Origin of the sequence: Pseudomonas sp. Pdm06 (genome assembly GCF_014851795.1) — a bacterium.
GTDB lineage: Bacteria > Pseudomonadota > Gammaproteobacteria > Pseudomonadales > Pseudomonadaceae > Aquipseudomonas > Aquipseudomonas fluorescens_AA.
Window position 1 is genome coordinate 227,889 of the sequence record NZ_JACVAH010000011.1, and the last position, 21,111, is coordinate 248,999.

The 21,111-nt window shown below is 62.3% G+C and carries 15 protein-coding genes; all 15 read left to right on the top strand.

Annotation, left to right across the window (positions count from 1 at the left end):
* The first annotated feature begins 392 nt into the window (after positions 1-392).
* The 15 genes from hutU to mdoH all read left to right on the top strand — a co-directional run bounded on the left by hutU (position 393) and on the right by mdoH (position 20,374).
* Positions 393-2,081 carry a urocanate hydratase gene (hutU, locus tag IB266_RS19085; protein WP_039592729.1) on the top strand — a complete coding sequence of 563 codons (1,689 nt, stop codon included), beginning with the start codon at positions 393-395 and terminating at the stop codon, positions 2,079-2,081.
* A gap of 148 nt (positions 2,082-2,229) precedes the next feature.
* A complete protein-coding gene (locus IB266_RS19090; protein WP_192262099.1) occupies positions 2,230-3,696 on the top strand; it encodes a purine-cytosine permease family protein in 1,467 nt (488 codons plus the stop codon).
* Between the two features lie 69 nt (positions 3,697-3,765).
* Positions 3,766-4,734, top strand: coding sequence for an ABC transporter substrate-binding protein (locus IB266_RS19095; protein WP_014336129.1), 969 nt, complete (start codon positions 3,766-3,768; stop codon positions 4,732-4,734).
* A 71-nt stretch (positions 4,735-4,805) separates the two neighbouring features.
* Complete coding sequence (locus tag IB266_RS19100) at positions 4,806-5,657, top strand: ABC transporter permease (protein WP_003196893.1); 852 nt, start codon at positions 4,806-4,808, stop codon at positions 5,655-5,657.
* Positions 5,654-6,484 carry a quaternary amine ABC transporter ATP-binding protein gene (locus IB266_RS19105; RefSeq protein ID WP_192262100.1) on the top strand — a complete coding sequence of 277 codons (831 nt, stop codon included), beginning with the start codon at positions 5,654-5,656 and terminating at the stop codon, positions 6,482-6,484. Before IB266_RS19100 ends, IB266_RS19105 begins: the two co-directional genes overlap by 4 nt.
* Before the next feature lie 134 nt (positions 6,485-6,618).
* Entirely contained in the window at positions 6,619-8,142 is a 1,524-nt protein-coding gene (gene hutH, locus IB266_RS19110; RefSeq protein WP_192262101.1) for a histidine ammonia-lyase, read from the top strand.
* A 129-nt stretch (positions 8,143-8,271) separates the two neighbouring features.
* Positions 8,272-9,804, top strand: coding sequence for a histidine ammonia-lyase (gene hutH / locus IB266_RS19115; RefSeq protein WP_192262102.1), 1,533 nt, complete (start codon positions 8,272-8,274; stop codon positions 9,802-9,804).
* A 111-nt stretch (positions 9,805-9,915) separates the two neighbouring features.
* Positions 9,916-11,118 carry an imidazolonepropionase gene (hutI, locus tag IB266_RS19120; protein ID WP_192262103.1) on the top strand — a complete coding sequence of 401 codons (1,203 nt, stop codon included), beginning with the start codon at positions 9,916-9,918 and terminating at the stop codon, positions 11,116-11,118.
* Between the two features lie 11 nt (positions 11,119-11,129).
* Positions 11,130-11,933 (top strand): N-formylglutamate deformylase, encoded by an 804-nt coding sequence (gene hutG / locus IB266_RS19125; RefSeq protein WP_060739584.1) that lies wholly within the window; start codon positions 11,130-11,132, stop codon positions 11,931-11,933.
* 261 nt (positions 11,934-12,194) lie between these two features.
* Positions 12,195-13,142 carry a choline ABC transporter substrate-binding protein gene (locus IB266_RS19130; RefSeq protein ID WP_103310044.1) on the top strand — a complete coding sequence of 316 codons (948 nt, stop codon included), beginning with the start codon at positions 12,195-12,197 and terminating at the stop codon, positions 13,140-13,142.
* 153 nt (positions 13,143-13,295) lie between these two features.
* Entirely contained in the window at positions 13,296-14,207 is a 912-nt protein-coding gene (locus IB266_RS19135) for an alpha/beta hydrolase (RefSeq protein ID WP_225613586.1), read from the top strand.
* Between the two features lie 105 nt (positions 14,208-14,312).
* Entirely contained in the window at positions 14,313-15,284 is a 972-nt protein-coding gene (gene pip, locus IB266_RS19140) for a prolyl aminopeptidase (RefSeq protein WP_003196909.1), read from the top strand.
* Complete coding sequence (gene dtd / locus IB266_RS19145) at positions 15,281-15,718, top strand: D-aminoacyl-tRNA deacylase (RefSeq protein WP_060739582.1); 438 nt, start codon at positions 15,281-15,283, stop codon at positions 15,716-15,718. Before pip ends, dtd begins: the two co-directional genes overlap by 4 nt.
* A gap of 320 nt (positions 15,719-16,038) precedes the next feature.
* Positions 16,039-17,811: a glucan biosynthesis protein G gene (locus tag IB266_RS19150; RefSeq protein ID WP_092173466.1), complete on the top strand. Its 1,773-nt coding sequence runs from the start codon at positions 16,039-16,041 to the stop codon at positions 17,809-17,811.
* Positions 17,804-20,374, top strand: a complete 2,571-nt coding sequence (gene mdoH / locus IB266_RS19155; protein ID WP_060739581.1) for a glucans biosynthesis glucosyltransferase MdoH — start codon at positions 17,804-17,806, stop codon at positions 20,372-20,374. Before IB266_RS19150 ends, mdoH begins: the two co-directional genes overlap by 8 nt.
* The last annotated feature ends 737 nt before the right edge of the window (positions 20,375-21,111 follow it).

The window sequence follows — 21,111 nt, forward strand, 5'->3', positions numbered from 1 at the left end:
AGGCCACATTGCCTTCGTCGCGGGCAAGCCTTGCTCCCACAGATAAATCCCCTCGCCACAAAGTGTCTACCTGCTGTTTCTTCTGCGCACCAACTTGTTACCGAATGCCCCAGCGTGGCGCAGAACCGCGCTTTCGTAACCTGCCTGTGTTCTTCATAAATCCCTCCTTCAGAAATTTCATCTGGCTCTCAAACCGCTCAATCACGGGGCTTTCAGCCAATCCTCACGCCATCCTGCAAACGTGTCCTCGACAAGTTGGCCGCTTGATTGCATATGCTTGTACATACAAGTAAAGACGTATGCGTATGAGTCACCGATCTTCTACGCAACGTTCGCTAAATCGCTGCCCACTGCCCGGGCTGGTCTGGATTGATCGCTGAGGAGTTTTTGCTGTGACCGACGCTACCCGCAAACCCGAAAAATACCGTGACGTTGAAATCCGCGCCCCTCGCGGTAACACGCTGACCGCCAAGAGCTGGCTGACTGAAGCGCCGCTGCGCATGTTGATGAACAACCTCGACCCGGAAGTGGCCGAGAACCCCAAGGAACTGGTGGTCTACGGTGGCATCGGCCGCGCGGCGCGCAATTGGGAGTGCTACGACAAGATCGTCGAAAGCCTGACCAACCTGAACGACGACGAAACCCTGCTGGTGCAATCCGGCAAGCCGGTGGGCGTGTTCAAGACCCACAGCAACGCCCCTCGCGTCCTGATTGCCAACTCCAACCTGGTGCCGCACTGGGCCAGTTGGGAACACTTCAATGAGCTCGACGCCAAGGGCCTGGCCATGTACGGCCAGATGACCGCCGGCAGCTGGATCTACATCGGCAGCCAGGGCATCGTCCAAGGCACTTATGAAACCTTCGTCGAGGCCGGTCGCCAGCACTACGACTCCAACCTCAAGGGCCGTTGGGTCCTGACCGCCGGCCTGGGTGGCATGGGCGGCGCGCAACCCCTGGCCGCGACCCTGGCCGGTGCGTGCTCGCTGAACATCGAGTGCCAGCAGGTCAGTATCGATTTCCGCCTGAAAACCCGTTACGTCGACGAGCAAGCCAAAGACCTCGACGACGCCCTGGCGCGCATCGAGAAATACACTGCCGAAGGCAAGGCGATTTCCATCGCACTGTGTGGGAACGCTGCCGAAATCCTGCCGGAAATGGTCCGTCGTGGTGTGCGCCCGGACATGGTCACCGACCAGACCAGTGCCCACGATCCCCTCAACGGTTACCTGCCGGCCGGTTGGACCTGGGACGAATACCGTGCCCGCGCCAAGACCGAGCCCGCTGCCGTGGTGAAGGCCGCCAAGCAATCGATGGCTGTCCACGTCAAAGCCATGCTGGCCTTCCAGAAAATGGGCGTGCCGACCTTCGACTACGGCAACAACATCCGCCAGATGGCCCAGGAAGAGGGCGTCGAAAATGCCTTCGACTTCCCTGGTTTCGTCCCGGCGTATATCCGTCCGCTGTTCTGCCGTGGCATCGGCCCGTTCCGTTGGGCTGCGCTGTCCGGCGACCCCCAGGACATCTACAAGACCGATGCCAAGGTCAAGGAACTGATTCCCGACGACGCTCACCTGCACAACTGGCTGGACATGGCCCGCGAGCGCATCAGTTTCCAGGGCTTGCCGGCACGTATCTGCTGGGTCGGCCTGGGTCAGCGCGCCAAGTTGGGCCTGGCTTTCAACGAGATGGTGCGCAGCGGTGAATTGTCGGCGCCGATCGTCATCGGTCGCGACCACCTGGACTCCGGTTCCGTGGCCAGCCCGAACCGTGAAACCGAATCCATGCAGGACGGCTCCGACGCCGTTTCCGACTGGCCGCTGCTCAACGCCTTGCTCAACACCGCCAGCGGCGCAACCTGGGTGTCGTTGCACCACGGTGGTGGCGTCGGCATGGGCTTCTCCCAGCATTCGGGCATGGTGATCGTCTGCGACGGTACCGACGAAGCGGCCGAGCGTATTGCTCGCGTACTGCACAACGACCCGGGCACCGGGGTGATGCGCCATGCCGATGCCGGTTACCAGATCGCCATCGACTGCGCCAAGGAACAGGGGCTGAACTTGCCGATGATCACCGGCAAATAACCCCGGCCCCTTTGTGGGAGCGAGCTTGCTCGCGATGAGGGAGTGTCAGTCAACAGCATTGTCTGCTGACCCACCGCTATCGCGAGCAAGCTCGCTCCCACAGGGAAGCAGCGCAATGAATTCCAGAACAATCCACAGAGGTTGAACCATGGCTGTCACCAGCACACGCGCAAGCAGCAAGCCGTTGATCGAGAAGCGCTCGATCGACTACATCCCGGAAGCGGAGAGACACGGTCGGCTGTTGAGCCAGTTCACCCTCTGGATGGGGGCCAACCTGCAAATCACGGCCATTGTCACCGGTGCATTGGCGGTGGTGCTGGGTGGTGATGTGTTCTGGTCGTTGATCGGTTTGCTGATCGGCCAAGTGCTGGGCGGTGGCGTCATGGCCTTGCATGCCGCGCAAGGGCCCAAGCTTGGCCTGCCGCAGATGATCTCCAGCCGGGTGCAGTTCGGTGTGTATGGCGCGGCCATCCCGATCGTGCTGGTGTGTCTGATGTACCTGGGTTTCACCGCGACGGGCACCGTGCTTTCCGGCCAGGCGCTGGGCCAGTTGTTTGGCGTCAGCGACAGCGTCGGCATCCTCATTTTCGCCAGCGTCATCGTGCTGGTCACGGTGCTCGGGTATCGGGTGATTCACTTCATTGGCCGAGTCGCCAGCATCATTGGCGTCATTGCCTTCGTTTACCTGTTCGCTCGCCTGATCAGCCAGACGGACGTTGGCGCACTCCTGCAAATCCGCCATTTCAGCTGGAGCAGTTTCCTGCTGGCGGTGTCGCTCGCGGCCTCTTGGCAGATCGCCTTCGGCCCCTACGTGGCTGACTATTCGCGTTACCTGCCGAGCAAGACGTCCTCGGTTAAAACCTTTTTCGCCGCAGGCGCCGGCTCGGTCATCGGCGCACAGGTGGCAATGATCCTCGGCGTATTTGCCGCCGCCTCGGCCAACGGGCAGTTCGCCGGTCACGAAGTGGCCTACATCGTTGGCCTGGGGGGCACCGGCGCCACCGCTGCGCTGCTGTACTTCAGCATCGCGTTCGGCAAGGTCACCATCTCCACGCTGAACTCCTACGGCAGCTTCATGTGCATTGCCACCATCATCAGCGGTTTCCGGGGGCACCTGAACGTCACGCGCTTGCAGCGGCTGGTCTTCGTGCTGGCCATCGTCGGCGCCGCGACCCTGATCGCGCTACTGGGCCAGCACTCGTTCCTCGGTGCGTTCAAGTCTTTCATCCTGTTCTTGCTGGCGTTCTTTACGCCTTGGAGCGCGATCAACCTGGTGGACTACTACTGCATCACGCGCGAGCGCTATGACGTGCCGGCACTGGCCGACCCGAACGGCCGCTACGGTCGGTGGAACGCCTTGGGGATCAGCGTCTATGTCTTCGGCGTACTGGTTCAATTGCCCTTCATCGCCACCAAGTTCTATACCGGTCCGCTGGTGGGAGCCATGGGCGGTGTGGATATCTCCTGGATCATCGGTCTGGTGGTCCCGGCGGCGCTGTATTACGTCCTCGCCAAGAAGTGGCACAGCGCAGTACCCGATCAATTGATCCTGCCGCTCGAGCAGGACGCGGTTGACGCACAACCGAGCAGGGCGGGCCGCATTCAAGCGGTCTGATGGACGTTGACAGGGCTGGATGCCTCTTGACTGCCGTAAGCCAATCCAACTGATTAGGAGCGTCACATAATGAAGTCGAACAAGACCCTGCTGACCACATTGCTTTCCATGGGCCTGCTGGCCAGCGCCGGCGCCACGCAAGCGGCGGGTTGGTGCGAGTCGGGTAAACCGGTGAAGTTTGCCGGCCTGAACTGGGAAAGCGGCATGCTGCTGACTGACGTCCTGCAAGTGGTGCTGGAAAAAGGCTACGACTGCAAGACCGACAGCCTGCCGGGCAACTCCATCACCATGGAAAACGCCCTGAGCAGCAACGACATCCAGGTGTTCGCCGAAGAATGGGTCGGCCGCAGCGAGGTGTGGAACAAGGCCGAGAAGGCCGGCAAGGTGGTCGGCGTCGGTGCCCCGGTGGTGGGCGCCATCGAAGGCTGGTATGTGCCGCGCTACGTGGTTGAAGGCGACGCCAAGCGCAAGCTCGAAGCCAAGGCCCCGGGCCTGAAGAACATTGCCGACCTGGGCCAGTACGCTGCCGTGTTCAAGGACCCGGAAGAACCGTCCAAGGGCCGTTTCTATAACTGCCCGGCCGGTTGGACCTGTGAGCTGGACAACAGCGAAATGCTGAAAAGCTACGGCTTGGAAAAAACCTACACCAACTTCCGTCCAGGCACCGGCCCGGCCCTGGATGCGGCGGTGCTGTCGAGCTACAAGCGTGGCGAGCCGATCCTGTTCTACTACTGGTCGCCAACGCCGCTGATGGGTCAGGTGGACCTGGTGAAACTGGAAGAAAAACCGGGTGTGGATAAAAGCGTGAGCATCAAGGTCGGCCTGTCCAAGACGTTCCACGACGAAGCCCCGGAACTGGTGGCGGTGCTGGAAAAGGTCAACCTGCCGATCGATATCCTGAACCAGAACCTTGGGCGCATGGCCAAAGAGCGGATCGAGTCGCCAAAACTGGCGAAGATCTTCCTGAAGGAACATCCTGAAGTCTGGCACGCCTGGGTCAGTGAAGACGCTGCCAAGAAAATCGACGCGGCTCTGTAGGTCGAATCTTTCCCGGCCAACCGTGGGGCTGGCCGGGACGTTCACCGCATCCACTTGATCGAGAGTCTCTTATGTTTCCCGAAAGCTTTACCTTCTCCATCGCCGATTGGGTCAACGGTTGGGTCGATTCCCTGGTGACCAACTATGGCGATGTGTTCCGGCACATCTCCGACACCCTGCTGTGGGCCATCGTCAATCTGGAAGGCCTGTTGCGCATGGCGCCCTGGTGGCTGATGCTGGCCATCGTCGGCGGCATAGCCTGGCATGCCACCCGCAAGGTCGTGGCCACGGCAGTCATCGTCGGCCTGTTGTTCCTGGTGGGTGCGGTAGGCCTGTGGGACAAACTGATGCAGACCCTCGCCCTGATGCTGGTGGCGACGCTGATCTCGGTGTTGATCGGCATTCCCCTGGGCATTCTTTCGGCGCGCAGCAACCGCCTGCGTTCGGTGTTGATGCCGTTGCTGGACATCATGCAGACCATGCCGAGCTTCGTGTACCTGATTCCGGTGTTGATGTTGTTCGGCCTGGGCAAGGTCCCGGCGATTTTCGCCACGGTGATCTACGCCGCGCCGCCATTGATCCGTCTGACCGACCTGGGCATCCGCCAGGTGGACGGCGAAGTAATGGAAGCCATCAACGCTTTCGGCGCCAACCGCTGGCAGCAGCTGTTCGGCGTGCAACTGCCCCTGGCCCTGCCGAGCATCATGGCCGGGATCAACCAGACCACCATGATGGCCCTGTCGATGGTGGTCATCGCCTCGATGATCGGTGCCCGTGGCCTGGGCGAAGACGTGCTGGTGGGCATCCAGACCCTCAACGTCGGGCGCGGCCTGGAAGCGGGGCTGGCCATCGTGATTCTCGCCGTGGTCATCGACCGCATTACCCAGGCCTATGGTCGTCCTCGGCATGAGGTGAGCAAATGAGCAACGCAGCCATCAGCAAGATCGAAGTCAAGAACGTCTTCAAGATTTTCGGCAATCGCTCCAAGGAAGCCCTGGAGCTGATCCGCCAGAACAAGACCAAGGACCAGGTGCTGGCCGAAACCGGCTGCGTGGTCGGCGTCAACGACCTGTCGCTGAGCATCGGCACCGGTGAGATCTTCGTGATCATGGGCCTGTCCGGCTCCGGCAAGTCCACCCTGGTGCGCCACTTCAACCGGCTGATCGATCCTACGAGTGGCGCGATCCTGGTGGACGGTGAAGATATCCTGCAACTGGACATGGACGCCCTGCGCGAATTTCGCCGGCACAAGATCAGCATGGTGTTCCAGAGCTTCGGCCTGCTGCCCCACAAGAGCGTGCTGGACAACGTCGCCTATGGCTTGAAAGTGCGCGGCGAGAGCAAGCAGGTGTGCGCCGAGCGGGCGCTGCACTGGATCAACACCGTGGGCCTGAAAGGCTACGAGAACAAATACCCGCACCAGCTCTCCGGTGGCATGCGTCAGCGCGTCGGCCTGGCCCGGGCCTTGGCGGCGGACACCGACATCATCCTGATGGACGAAGCCTTCAGCGCCCTCGACCCGCTGATCCGTGCGGAAATGCAGGACCAGTTGCTGGAGCTGCAAAAGACCCTGCACAAGACCATCGTCTTCATCACCCACGATCTCGACGAGGCCGTGCGCATCGGCAACCGCATTGCGATCCTCAAGGACGGCAGGCTGATCCAGGTCGGCACGCCCCGGGAGATCCTGCATTCGCCGGCGGATGAGTATGTCGATCGGTTTGTGCAGCGCAGGGCTGCGGTGGTGTAAGGCTGTGGTGGCCGGTATGTGCTTTTGTGGCGAGGGAGCCCCACTTTGGAATGCGTACCCTGTGGGAGCGAGCTTGCTCGCGATAAGGCCGGCAAAGCTGCATCAATATTCAAGTTGTACAGACGAGGTTGAGGATGTCCCAGGCTGAAAAAATCGTAATCACCGGCGCTCCGTTGCGCTGGCAGGACGTCGTCGCCGTCGCCCGTTTCGGTGCCGAGCTCGAGCTGTCGACCCAGACCTGGGCGCGGATCGACAATGCCCAGGCCATCGTCCAGCGCATCGTCGAAAGCGGCGAGCGCGCCTATGGCGTCAATACCGGCCTGGGGGCCTTGTGCAATGTCTCGCTCAAGGACGAACAACTCAGCCAACTGTCGCGCAACACCTTGCTCAGCCATGCCTGTGGCGTCGGCGCGCCGCTGACGGATGAACAGACCCGGGCGATCCTCTGCGCCGCCATCCTCAACTACAGCCAGGGCAAGTCCGGCATCCATCGTCGGGTGGTCGAGGCGTTGCTGGCACTGCTCAATCGCGGCATCACGCCGCAAGTGCCGTCCCAGGGTTCGGTGGGTTACCTGACCCACATGGCCCACATCGGCATCGCGCTGCTGGGGGTTGGTCAGGTCAGCTATCGCGGACAAATAGTCCCGGCGCAACAGGCCTTGGCCGCCGAGGGTTTGCAACCGGTGCCACTGGGGGCCAAGGACGGTCTGTGCCTGGTCAACGGCACGCCGTGCATGACCGGCCTCAGTTGCCTGGCCCTGGCCGATGCGACGCGGCTGGTGCAATGGGCCGATGTGATCGGCGCCATGAGCTTCGAGGCCCAGCGCGGCCAGATTGCCGCGTTCGATGCCGAGATCATCGCCCTCAAGCCGCACCCGGGCATGCAGCAGGTCGGGGTCAACTTGCGGGCGTTGCTCGACGGCAGCGAGGTCATCGCCGCGAGCCTGGGCATTCGCACCCAGGATGCCTTGAGCATCCGCTCGATTCCCCAGGTGCACGGCGCGGCTCGCGATCAGTTGGCCCACGCCCGGCAACAGATCGAAACCGAACTCAATGCGGTCACCGATAACCCGCTGTTGCTGGGTACGCCGGAGAACTTCCGGGTCATGTCCCAGGCCAACCCCCACGGTCAGTCGGTGGCCTTGGCGGCGGACCTGCTGGCGATTGCCATGGCTGAGATCGGCTCCATCGCCGAGCGTCGCCTCGACCGCTTGATCAACCCCCACGTCAGCGGCCTGCCAGCCTTCCTGGTGGCCAATCCCGGCGTGAACTCGGGGATGATGATCGTGCAATACGTCGCCGCGTCGCTGTGCGCGGAGAACAAGCAACTGGCGCAACCGGCGGTGCTGGACAATTTCGTCACCTCCGGTTTGCAGGAAGACCACCTGAGCATGGGCACCAACGCCGCCCTGAAGCTGCACCGGGCGCTGGAAAACTGCACGCAGATCCTCGCCATCGAGTACCTGCTGGCGGCCCAGGCTTTTGAGTTTCTCAAGGCCCAGCGTTTCGGCGCCGGCACCGACATCGCCTGGAAACTGCTGCGCGAGCGCGTTCCGGCCTACGACCAGGATCGCTGGCTGGCGCCGGACATCGCCAGTGCCGCCGGGTTGCTCAAAGATCCCTTTGTGCTGCACAACGCTTTACCTGATTTGAACTGATCAAAAAACGCCAGCGTGCCAAGACACCCATTGCCCACAAGGCATCGCCTCAAAGCGAAGGTGACGGATAACGGAACATTCCGGAGCGACTGGCGGGTGAAAAAACAAAACTCTCAAAAGGAGCAATACATGACTGCCTTAAACCTGATTCCCGGCCAATTGAGCCTGGCTCAATTGCGTGACATCTATCAGCAACCCGTGACCTTGAGCCTCGACGCCAGCGCGTCGGCGCAGATCGAGGCCAGCGTCGCCTGCGTCGAGCAGATCCTGGCCGAGAACCGCACCGCCTACGGCATCAACACCGGTTTTGGCTTGCTGGCCTCGACCCGCATCGCCAGCGAGGACCTGGAAAACCTGCAGCGTTCCCTGGTGCTGTCCCATGCCGCCGGCGTGGGCGAGCCGATCAGCGATGCGCTGGTGCGGTTGGTCATGGTGCTCAAGGTCAACAGCCTGAGCCGGGGCTTTTCCGGCATCCGTCGGCAGGTGATCGATGCGCTGATTGCGCTGGTCAATGCCGAGGTCTACCCGCACATTCCGCTCAAGGGGTCGGTCGGTGCGTCCGGTGACCTGGCGCCGCTGGCCCACATGTCCCTGGTGCTGCTGGGTGAAGGCAAGGCCCGCTACAAGGGCGAATGGCTGCCGGCCGTCGAGGCGCTGAAAGTCGCCGGTCTCGCGCCGCTGACCCTGGCCGCCAAGGAAGGCCTGGCGCTGCTCAACGGCACCCAGGTCTCCACTGCGTTTGCCCTGCGTGGCCTGTTCGAAGGTGAAGACCTGTTCGCCGCGGCCCTGTCTCTGGGCAGCCTGACGGTGGAAGCGGTGCTCGGTTCGCGCTCGCCGTTCGACGCGCGGATCCATGCCGCTCGCGGCCAGAAAGGCCAGATCGATGCCGCCGCCGCTTACCGCGATCTGCTGGGCGAGCGCAGCGAAGTCTCCGATTCGCACCAGAACTGCGACAAGGTCCAGGACCCGTACTCCCTGCGTTGCCAGCCGCAAGTGATGGGCGCGTGCCTGACCCAGTTCCGCCAGGCCGCTGAAGTGCTGGTGATCGAAGCCAACGCGGTGTCGGATAACCCGCTGGTGTTCGCCGCCGAGGGTGACGTGATTTCCGGGGGCAACTTCCACGCCGAACCGGTGGCGATGGCCGCCGACAACATGGCCTTGGCGATTGCCGAAATTGGCTCCCTGAGCGAACGCCGGATTTCGTTGATGATGGACAAGCACATGTCGCAGTTGCCACCGTTCCTGGTGGCCAATGGCGGGGTGAACTCCGGCTTCATGATCGCCCAGGTCACCGCGGCGGCCCTGGCCAGTGAAAACAAGGCGCTGTCCCATCCCCATTCGGTGGACAGCCTGCCGACCTCGGCCAACCAGGAAGACCACGTCTCCATGGCCCCGGCCGCCGGCAAGCGCCTGTGGGAAATGGCCGAGAACACCCGTGGGATTCTGGCGGTGGAATGGCTCGCGGCCTGCCAGGGGCTGGACCTGCGCGGCGGTTTGAAGACCTCTTCCAAACTGGAGCGGGCCCGTGGTCTGTTGCGTGCAGAAGTGCCGTTTTATGAGAAGGACCGCTTCTTTGCGCCGGACATCAATGCGGCCAGTGAGTTGTTGGCGAGTCGGTGCCTGAACGAATTGGTCACGGCGCAGTTGTTGCCGAGCCTGTAAGGGCCTCATCGCGAGCGAGCTCGCTCCCACAAGGATTTCTGATGCACTCAAAACCCCTGTGGGAGCGAGCTTGCTCGCGAATCGATTTTGAATGAGACGAGGAAACTCGGGATGAAAACCCTCTGGCAAAACTGCCACGCCGCCACCATGGCCCAGGGCGTCTACTCGATCATCGAAGACGCCGCCATCGTCACCCAGGGCGAGCACATTCAATGGATCGGCCCGCGTGCCGAATTGCCGACGGGGGACTACCCGGCGGTCAACGACCTCAAGGGCGCCTGGGTCACGCCGGGGTTGATCGACTGCCACACCCACACGGTATTTGGCGGCAACCGCAGCGGTGAGTTCGAACAGCGCCTGCAAGGCGTCAGCTACGCCGAAATCGCAGCGGCCGGCGGTGGCATCGCCAGCACCGTGCGCGCCACCCGGGCCGCCAGCGAAGACGAGCTGTTCGCCAGCGCCGCCAAGCGCCTGAACAGCCTGATGCGCGACGGCGTGACCACGGTGGAGATCAAGTCCGGCTACGGCCTGGACCTGGCCAGCGAGCGCAAGATCCTGCGAGTCATCCGCCGTCTCGCTGCCGAGTTGCCGGTCAGCGTGCGCAGTACGTGCCTGGCGGCTCACGCCTTGCCGCCGGAATATAAAGATCGCGCCGATGACTATATCGAGCACATCTGCAGCGAGATGCTGCCGGCCCTGGCGGCCGAAGGGCTGGTGGACGCGGTGGATGCCTTTTGCGAATACCTGGCGTTTTCCCCGGCGCAGGTCGAGCGAGTGTTTATCACCGCGCAACAGCTGGGGCTGCCAGTGAAGCTGCACGCCGAACAATTGTCGTCTCTGCACGGTTCCAGCCTGGCGGCGCGTTACCAGGCACTGTCGGCCGATCACCTGGAATTCATGACCGAGGACGACGCCAAGGCCATGGCCGCTTCCGGCACCGTGGCGGTGTTGCTACCAGGGGCGTTTTATTTCCTGCGGGAAACCCAACTGCCGCCCATGGATGCCCTGCGCAAGCATGGGGTGAAAATCGCCGTGGCCAGCGACCTCAACCCCGGCACCTCGCCGGCGCTGTCGCTGCGCTTGATGTTGAACATGGCCTGCACCTGTTTCCGGATGACCCCGGAAGAAGCCTTGGCCGGGGCGACGATTCATGCGGCCCAGGCCTTGGGCATGGCGCAAACCCACGGTTCGTTGGAAGTCGGCAAGGTCGCGGACTTTGTCGCCTGGCACATCGACCGCCCGGCCGACCTGGCGTACTGGCTCGGTGGTGATCTGGAAAAACGCGTCGTGCGTCACGGCGCTGAAATCGATTGAGGAGAACGGTTGTGGAGAAGGTCCTGAATTTCAAGCAAGGGCGCGTGCCGCTGTTGGTCAGCATGCCCCACGCCGGCCTGCGCCTGACCCCGGCGGTGAAGGCCGGGTTGATTCCCGAAGCCCAGAGCCTGCCGGACACCGACTGGCACATTCCCCAGCTCTATGAGTTCGCCAATGAGTTGGGCGCCAGCACCCTGGCCGCCGAGTATTCACGGTTCGTCGTCGACCTGAATCGCCCCTCCGATGACAAACCGATGTACGTCGGCGCCACCACCGGTTTGTACCCGGCGACGCTGTTCGATGGCGTGCCGTTGTTTCGCGAAGGGCTGGAACCGTCGGCCGAGGAACGGGCGACGTATCTGCAGCAGGTCTGGATGCCGTACCACCAGGCGCTGCGGCAGGAACTGGCGCGGCTCAAGGCCGAGTTCGGCTACGCCTTGCTGTTCGACGCCCACTCGATCCGTTCGGTGATCCCGCACCTGTTCGACGGCAAGCTGCCGGACTTCAACCTCGGCACTTTCAACGGTGCCAGTTGCGACCCGACCCTGGCCAGTCAGCTCGAAGCCATCTGCGCCCGCCACGGCCAGTTCACCCATGTGCTCAACGGGCGTTTCAAGGGCGGACACATCACGCGGCACTACGGCAACCCGGCCGAAGACATCCACGCGGTGCAACTGGAACTGTGCCAGAGCACTTACATGGAAGAATTCGAACCGTTCAACTACCGCCCGGATCTGGCGGCGCCGACCCAGGTGGTGCTCAGGGAGTTGCTGGAAGGTTTCCTGGCGTGGGGGCAGAAGACCTACAAACATTAATCCCTGGCAAGGCAGCTTTGGTGGCGAGGGCGCTTGCTCCCGCTCGAGTGCGTAGCGCTCGTGAAATCTGGGGGCCGCTGCGCAGCCCAGCGGGAGCAAGCTCCCTCGCCACAAAAGCATTCATGCCTGCCTACCTGTCGCCACCGTGCAAAACCGAGTCGCCACAGTTCATCTTGACCCCCTCGACGCTGCGTAATGTTCCGGTCACGGTGCGCCAAGACACCGCCCTACAATAATCCGCTGCCGCACGAGACCCTCGCGATGAAAAGACTGTTCAAACGCTGTCTGTCGTTCCTCTGCGGTACCGTTCTACTCAGCACCGGGGCGATGGCCGCCGAACCTGCGTCCTGCCAGACCGTACGCATGGGCGTGGTCAACTGGACCGATGTGATCGCCACCAGCGGCATGGCCGATGTGCTGCTCACCGGCCTGGGCTACGACAGCAAGCAGACCAGTGCCGTGCAACAGATCATCTTCGCCGGCATCCGCGACAAGCGGCTCGACATCTTCCTGGGGTATTGGAAGCCGGCGATGGACAAGAATATCGCCCCGTTCCTGGCGGCCAACCAGGTGAAGGTACTGGACAAGCCAAGCCTGGCCGACGCCCAGGCCACATTGGCCGTACCGGATTACGTGGCGGCGGCGGGGCTCAAGACCTTTGCCGACATCGCTCGGTTCAAGGATCAGCTTGGCGGCAAGATCTACGGCATCGAGCCGGGCAGCGGTGCCAACACCACCATCAAGACCATGATCGAGACCAACCACTTCGGCCTCAAGGACTTCAAACTGATCGAGTCCGGCGAAGCAGGCATGCTGGCGGCGGTGCAGCGGGCGGTGAACCGCAAGGAGTTCGTGGTCTTCGTCGGCTGGACCCCGCACCCGATGAACATCAACATGAACATCACGTACCTGACCGGCAGCGAGGACGTCTATGGTCCGAACGAAGGCGCCGCGACCGTCTCCATCGTGACCGCGCCGGACTACGCCCAGCGTTGCCCGAATGTGAGCCGGCTGTTGGAAAACCTCACCTTCAGCGCCGCCCAGGAAAGCCAGTTGATGGTGCCGATCATGGAGCGCAAGACACCCCAGGACGTCGCCCGGCAATGGCTGCGCGAGCATCCCGAGGATCTTCAGCGCTGGCTGGCGGGTGTCACGAGTTTCGATGGCAAGGATGGCGTGGCGGCGGTGCAGGCCAGTCTCAAGAACTGAGGCGATTTTCCGGGCACTGATAACCCTGTGGCGAGGGAGCTTGCTCCCGCTTGAGTGCGCAGCGCTCACAAGATTCTTGGGGCGGCTGCGCCACCCAGCGGGAGCAAGCTCCCTCGCCACAAAAGCCTCTGAGCCACACCACGGCAAACCACGATGAACTACCCACTCTCCCAGGCAATGTCAGCCTTCATCGACAAAACCCAGAGCTTCACCAGCCCGGACGACAGCCTCGCCGGTTCGCGCCAGGCCTACAGCCAGATGTGCCGGGCGTTCACTCCACCTTGCCCGCCGACGCTGGCCATCGAGGATTTCGAACTGGCCGGCGTGGCGGTGCGGGCCTATTACCCGCAACGTGCGGCACCGCTCGCCGGCTGGCCATGCGTGCTTTACCTGCACGGTGGCGGTTGGGTCGTGGGGGATCTGGATTCCCATGACTTCATCTGCATGGAGCTGGCCGCTGAGCTGGGCGCGTTGGTGGTGGCGGTGGATTACCGGCTGGCCCCGGAGCATCCGTTTCCGGCCGGCTTCGAAGATTGCCTCGCGGTGTGGCGCCACTTGGCGGACGCCCCGTTCGCCATCGACCCCCGTCGCCGGCTGGTGGTTGGTGACAGCGCCGGTGGCAATCTCGCCGCCGCGTTATGCCTGGCCTTGCGCGATGCCGGGCAACCGTTGCCCCGGGCCCAGGTCTTGATTTATCCGGCGCTCGGTGGCCCTGCGGATCTGCCGTCGCGTCACGAGTGCTTCGATGCCCCGCTCCTGAGCAGTCGCGATCTGGCGCGCTATGAGGCGCTGTACCTGGGTGGCGCTCGTCCCTCGCCTTATGCCATGCCGTTACTCGCCGACAACCTGGACGGCTTGCCGCCAGCGCTGGTTGCCGTCGCGCAATGGGATCCACTGCTCGACGACGGCGTCCTTTATTGCGAGCGGCTGAACGCCGCAGGGGGAGACGCCGTGCTGTATGTCGGCAACGGGCTGGTCCACGGTTGCCTGCGTGGCCGGGGCCAGGTGCCGGAGGTCGATCGGATGTATCGCACGCTGCTGGTGTACCTGGCTGACATGCTTTGACTGCGCAGGGGACATGCTCATTGAGGTCATTCGGGTTTATGATGCCGGACGGCAGACTAAATAGAAGTCCCTACAGGGATGACTCGACCCCTTACGGAGCGCGCAATGCAGACTTTGTACCCGCAGATCAAACCCCATGCCCGGCACGATCTGGCTGTCGATGACACCCACACGCTCTATGTCGATGAAAGCGGTTCCCCAGAAGGCCTGCCAGTGGTGTTCATTCACGGCGGCCCGGGTGCCGGCTGCGATGCGCAGAGCCGTCGCTACTTCGATCCGAACCTGTACCGCATCGTCACCTTCGACCAGCGCGGTTGCGGTCGATCCACCCCCCACGCCAGCCTGGAAAACAACACCACCTGGGATCTGGTCGAAGACCTGGAGCGTATCCGCAAGCATTTGGGTATCGAGAAATGGGTGCTGTTCGGCGGTTCCTGGGGCTCGACCCTGGCCCTGGCGTACGCTCAGACCCATCCGGAGCGGGTGCATGGCCTGATCCTGCGTGGGATCTTTCTCTGCCGTCCACAGGAAATCGAGTGGTTCTATCAGGCGGGTGCCAGTCGCCTGTTTCCCGACTACTGGCAGGACTACATCGCACCGATCCCGTTGGATGAGCGCGACGACCTGCTCAGCGCTTTCCACAAACGCCTGACTGGCAACGACCAGATCGCCCAGATGCACGCGGCCAAGGCCTGGTCCACCTGGGAAGGTCGTACCGCCACCCTGCGTCCGAACCCGCTGGTGGTCGATCGCTTCTCCGAACCGCAGCGGGCGCTGTCGATCGCCCGGATCGAATGCCACTACTTCACCAACAACGCTTTCCTCGAGCCCAACCAGTTGATTCGCGACATGGGCAAGATCGCCCATTTGCCAGGCGTCATCGTGCACGGCCGCTACGATGTGATCTGCCCGTTGGACAATGCCTGGGAACTGCATCAGAACTGGCCCAACAGTGAATTGCAGGTGATCCGCGACGCCGGCCACGCCGCCTCGGAGCCGGGGATTACCGACGCGTTGGTACGCGCCGCCGCGCAAATGGCCCGGCGCCTGCTCGACCTGCCGCCCGAAGAAGCATGAAGGGGCTGTTGCAACGGGTGCGCGGCGCCCGGGTCGAGGTGGCGGGCGAGATCGTCGGGGCTGTGGACCAGGGCTTGCTGGTGCTGGTGGCCGTCGAGCCCGGGGATACCCGGGCCAATGCCGACAAACTCCTGCACAAGCTGCTTAACTATCGAGTGTTCAGTGATACCGAGGGCAAGATGAACCTGTCCTTGGCGGATGTCGGTGGCGGGTTGCTGCTGGTGTCGCAGTTCACCTTGGCGGCGGACACCAAAAGCGGTCTGCGCCCGAGTTTTTCCACGGCTGCGCCTCCGGCCCTGGGCGAAGAATTGTTCAACTATTTGCTGAGTCAGGCGAAACAGGTGCATGGCACTGTGGCATCAGGTAGATTCGGCGCCGACATGCAGGTTCATCTGGTCAATGATGGCCCGGTAACCTTCCTGTTACAGTCCTGAAAGCGTTAGAAACATCTTTTCGGGTCTGTTTCGAGGTAAAACGGTGAGTTTTCTCGATAAATACTTTGCTACCCCTGATGCGTTGTCACGCGGGCTACTAGATAATCGCGCGCTACGGGGGATCAGCGTTCGCTGGTCCATTTGACTTAGGTAGAGAGTTGTCCTGGACCGTTTGGGGAATCATTTTGCCCCGTCGGAGTCGGAACAATGCTCGCCAACTTGGCAAGAGTGGTCAGCAGGAGCGGTTTTTCAGCACCGTTACCGTGCAGATACTTTATCTGGCCGTTGGTTTTTTGATCAGTTTTCGGCGAGGGTTGCTCGTGATTGTTAGTCCCTGTAATGCACCAAAAATGACGGCCAAACGGTTGAGAAGCGCCCTGGTAACGGGCTCGGCCCTGTTGTGCCTGTTCGGCGCGGGCCAACTGTGGGCATTCAGCCTGGATGATGTATCGGCGAAGGCACAAGAATTGGCCGGGCAGAAGTTCGAAGCCCCGCGCAGCAATTTGCCGAACGAATTCCGCGAAATGAAATTCGCCGATTATCAGAAAATTCGTTTCCGCACCGAAAAAGCTGAATGGGCCGACCAGAAGACCCCGTTCCGGCTGTCCTTCTATCACCAGGGCATGCATTTCGACACGCCGGTGAAGATCAACGAAATCACCGCGACCACCGTCGACGAGATCAAGTACGATCCGACACGTTTCGATTTCGGCGACGTGAAGTTCGATCCCAAGGCCACCGAACAGCTGGGCTACGCCGGTTTCCGCGTGTTGTACCCGATCAACAAGGCCGACAAGCAAGACGAAATCATGACCATGCTGGGCGCGAGTTATTTCCGCGTCATCGGCAAGGGCCAGGTCTACGGCTTGTCCGCTCGCGGCATGGCCATCGACACCGCGCTGCCATCCGGTGAAGAGTTCCCGCGCTTTCGCGAGTTCTGGATCCAGCGTCCGAAACCGACCGACAAGCACCTGGTGATCTTCGCCCTGCTGGATTCGCCACGGGCCACTGGCGCCTATCGCCTGACCGTGCGTCCGGGCACCGACACCGTTGTCGACGTGAAATCACGGGTGTTCCTGCGCGATCGTGTCAACAAGCTGGGTATCGCCCCGTTGACCAGCATGTTCCTGTTCGGCGCCAACCAGCCGTCCAAGGTGTTGAACTACCGTCGTGAACTCCACGATTCCAGTGGCCTGTCCATCCATGCCGGCAACGGCGAGTGGATCTGGCGTCCGCTGAACAACCCGAAACACCTGGCCGTGAGCAACTTCTCGGTAGAAAACCCGCGTGGTTTCGGCCTGCTGCAGCGTGGTCGTGACTTCAGCCACTACGAAGACCTGGACGACCGTTACGAAAAACGTCCAAGCGCCTGGATCGAACCGAAAGGCGATTGGGGCAAAGGGACTGTCGATCTGGTTGAAATCCCGACTGCTGACGAAACCAACGACAACATCGTTGCGTTCTGGAGCCCGGAAAAACTGCCTGAGCCAGGCCAGCCACTGGACTTCGCCTACCGTCTGCACTGGACCCTCGACGAAGCCAACCTGCACTCGCCAGACAGCGCCTGGGTCAAACAGACCCTGCGTTCGACCGGTGACGTGAAACAGTCCAACCTGATCCGTCAACCGGACGGCAGCGTGGCCTACCTGGTGGATTTCGAAGGGCCGTCCCTGCAAGCGCTGCCTGAAGAGGCCGAGGTGCGTAGCCAGGTGAGCGTTGGCGACAACGCCGAGATCGTCGAGAACAGCGTGCGCTACAACCCTGAAACCAAGGGCTGGCGCCTGACGCTGCGCATGAAGATCAAGGACCCGAGCAAAGCGACCGAGATGCGTGCCGCATTGGTCAGGCCGCTTGTCCCTGTCGAGCTGCCAGCCACCGCGCATTCCGTGACCACGCTGGCCAAGGCCGACAAGGTCGCCAAGCAGCAGAGCGAAAAAGAGCAAGCCAACGAGCAGGCCGGCGAGCAGAAAGAGGCCAAGGCCGTCAAGTCGTCCACCGCCGCCGCCGAGCCGACCCCAACCCCACAGGAACCGGAACAGACTGAACAAGTCCTGACCGAGACCTGGAGCTACCAGTTGCCTGCCGATGAGTAATACGTCCGTACAACCAGAATCTCTCAGTGAGTATCTGGCCCATTTGCCGATGACCGATGAGCAGCGCGCCGAGCTGGCGGGCTGCACGTCATTCAGCGAATTGCACAAGCGCCTGGCTTCTTCGACATTCGACGCACCCAACGAGGCGGCGCAAGCCTCGGTGGGCCGTCGCCTGACGCTGAGCACTGCCGAGGAACTCGAGGACGCCGAAATGCTGGCCCTCGATGCCAACGGCCGGGTGTGCTTGAAGGCGACGCCGCCGATTCGCCGGACCAAGGTCGTGCCGGAACCGTGGCGCACCAATATCCTGGTGCGCGGCTGGCGGCGCCTGACCGGGCGTACCAACCCGCCGAAGCCGCCCAAGGATGAGCGCGTGCTGCCCCATGCACGCTGGCGTACCGTGGGTTCGATCCGCCGTTACATCCTGCTGATCCTGATGCTCGGCCAGACCATCGTTGCCGGTTGGTACATGAAAGGCATCATGCCGTACCAGGGCTGGTCGCTGGTGGATCTGGACGAAGTCTTGCACCAACCGCTGCTGCAGACGGCCACGCAAGTGCTGCCGTATGCGTTGCAGACCAGCATCCTGATTCTGTTCGGGATCCTGTTCTGCTGGGTGTCGGCGGGTTTCTGGACCGCGCTGATGGGCTTTCTCGAATTGCTCACCGGCCATGACAAATACCGCATCTCCGGCGCCAGCGCCGGCAACGAGCCCATTCCCAAGGACGCCCGCACTGCGCTGGTGATGCCGATCTGCAACGAAGACGTGCCGCGGGTATTCGCTGGTTTGCGCGCGACCTTCGAGTCGGTGGCCGCCACCGGTGACCTGGATCGCTTCGACTTCTTCGTGCTCAGCGACAGTAACGAGACCGATATCTGTGTGGCCGAACAGCAGGCCTGGCTGGATGTCTGCCGTGAAGCCGGGGGCTTCGGCAAGATCTTCTACCGCCGTCGTCGCCGTCGTGTGAAACGCAAGAGCGGCAACCTCGACGACTTCTGCCGTCGTTGGGGCAGTGACTACAAGTACATGGTCGTGCTCGACGCGGACTCGGTGATGAGCGGCGAATGCCTGACCAGCCTGGTACGCCTGATGGAAGCCACGCCGGACGCCGGCATCATCCAGACCGCGCCGCGAGCTTCGGGCATGGACACGCTGTATGCGCGCATGCAGCAGTTCGCCACGCGGGTGTACGGTCCGTTGTTCACCGCCGGTTTGCACTTCTGGCAGTTGGGCGAATCCCACTACTGGGGCCACAACGCGATCATCCGCATGAAACCGTTCATCGAGCACTGCGCCCTGGCGCCGTTGCCCGGTAAAGGCGCGTTCGCCGGTGCCATCCTGTCCCACGACTTCGTCGAAGCCGCGCTGATGCGTCGTGCCGGCTGGGGCGTGTGGATTGCCTATGACCTGCCGGGCAGCTACGAAGAGCTGCCACCGAACCTGCTGGACGAACTCAAGCGTGACCGTCGCTGGTGCCACGGCAACCTGATGAACTTCCGGCTGTTCCTGGTCAAGGGCATGCACCCGGTGCACCGTGCGGTGTTCCTGACCGGCGTGATGTCCTACCTGTCGGCGCCGCTGTGGTTCTTCTTCCTGGTGTTGTCCACCGCGCTGCTGGCGGTGAACACATTGATGGAGCCGCAGTACTTCCTCGAGCCACGCCAGCTCTATCCGTTGTGGCCGCAATGGCACCCGGAAAAAGCCATCGCGCTGTTCTCGACGACCATCGTGCTGCTGTTCCTGCCCAAGTTGTTGAGTATCGTGCTGATCTGGGCCAAGGGCGCGAAGGCGTTCGGTGGCAAGTTCAAGGTGACGTTGTCCATGCTGCTGGAGATGCTGTTCTCCATGCTGCTGGCGCCGGTGCGAATGATCTTCCACACCCGCTTCGTGCTCGCCGCGTTCCTGGGCTGGGCCGCGACCTGGAACTCGCCGCAACGTGACGACGACTCCACGCCATGGAGCGAAGCGGTCAAGCGCCACGGCCCGCAGACTTTGCTGGGCTTTTTCTGGGCCTTGCTGGTGATCTGGCTGAACCCAAGCTTCCTCTGGTGGCTGGTGCCGATCGTGGGTTCGCTGATGCTGTCGATCCCGGTGTCGGTGATCTCCAGCCGCGTGGGCCTGGGCTTGAAGTCCCGTGATGAAAGCCTGTTCCTGATTCCTGAGGAATACGCACCGCCGCAGGAGCTGCTGTCGACGGACCAGTACACCCATGAGAACCGTTGGCATGCACTGAACGACGGCTTCATCCGGGCGGTGGTCGATCCACAACAGAACGCCTTGGCGTATGCGCTGGCGACCTCCCGTCACGGCAAGGCCGAGCCGATCGAATGGCTGCGGGTCGAACGTGTTCGTCACGCCCTGAAGGTCGGCCCTGCCGGTCTCAGCAATGCCGAGCGACTGGCCCTGCTGAGCGACCCGGTGGCCTTGTCTCGCCTGCACGAGCAGGTCTGGAGCGAGGCGCATCCCGAGTGGTTGGCGGCATGGCGTGAGTCGGTCAAGGCCGACCCTCATGCTCCGCTGCTACCGCTACAGCCGGTGAGCGTGCAGCCTCAAGTGGCCTGATCCACAAAAAGCCCCGCTTCTGAAAGGAAGCGGGGTTTTTTGTTGGGTGCATTTTTTACCTGTGGCCCTGGACTTTGTGGCGAGGGAGCTATGGTCTTGGGATGACGGATCGTGGGAGTGGGGATTTTGTGTGTATATCCGTTATTTAGGTAACGGCTGCTGACGGTGCCGCCCTTACGGCGGGTCACTTTCGAAAAGCCGGAATGCCGGCCCAGGCGAAAGTAACCAAAACGCTTCATGCCCCACCACTCGGCACCTCGCCTAGGCTCGGTGTGCCTTCGTTCGGCCAGCGTGGTTAACGGGGCGCCGAGATCAACGTCCGACGCGAGGCGGCCTTATAGCCGACCTGGTTCTTGATGGGGACCGCGTTTCCCCTGTGGGAGCGGGCTTGCTCGCGAAGACGGCGGTACATTCAGCATTGATGCAAGCAGGCCCACCGCTATCGCGAGCAAGCTCGGCTCCCACAGGGCTCGGCGGTGGACACAGATCCTGTAAACGACCAAAAACCTGTGTGGGAGCAAAGCTTGCTCGCGAAGACGGCGGTACATTCAGCATTGATGCAAGCAGGCCCACCGCTATCGCGAGCAAGCTCGGCTCCCACGGGGCTCGGCGGTGGACACAGATCCTGTAAACGACCAAAAACCTGTGTGGGAGCAAAGCTTGCTCGCGAAGACGGCGGTACATTCAGCATTGATGCAAGCAGGCCCACCGCTATCGCGAGCAAGCTCGGCTCCCAC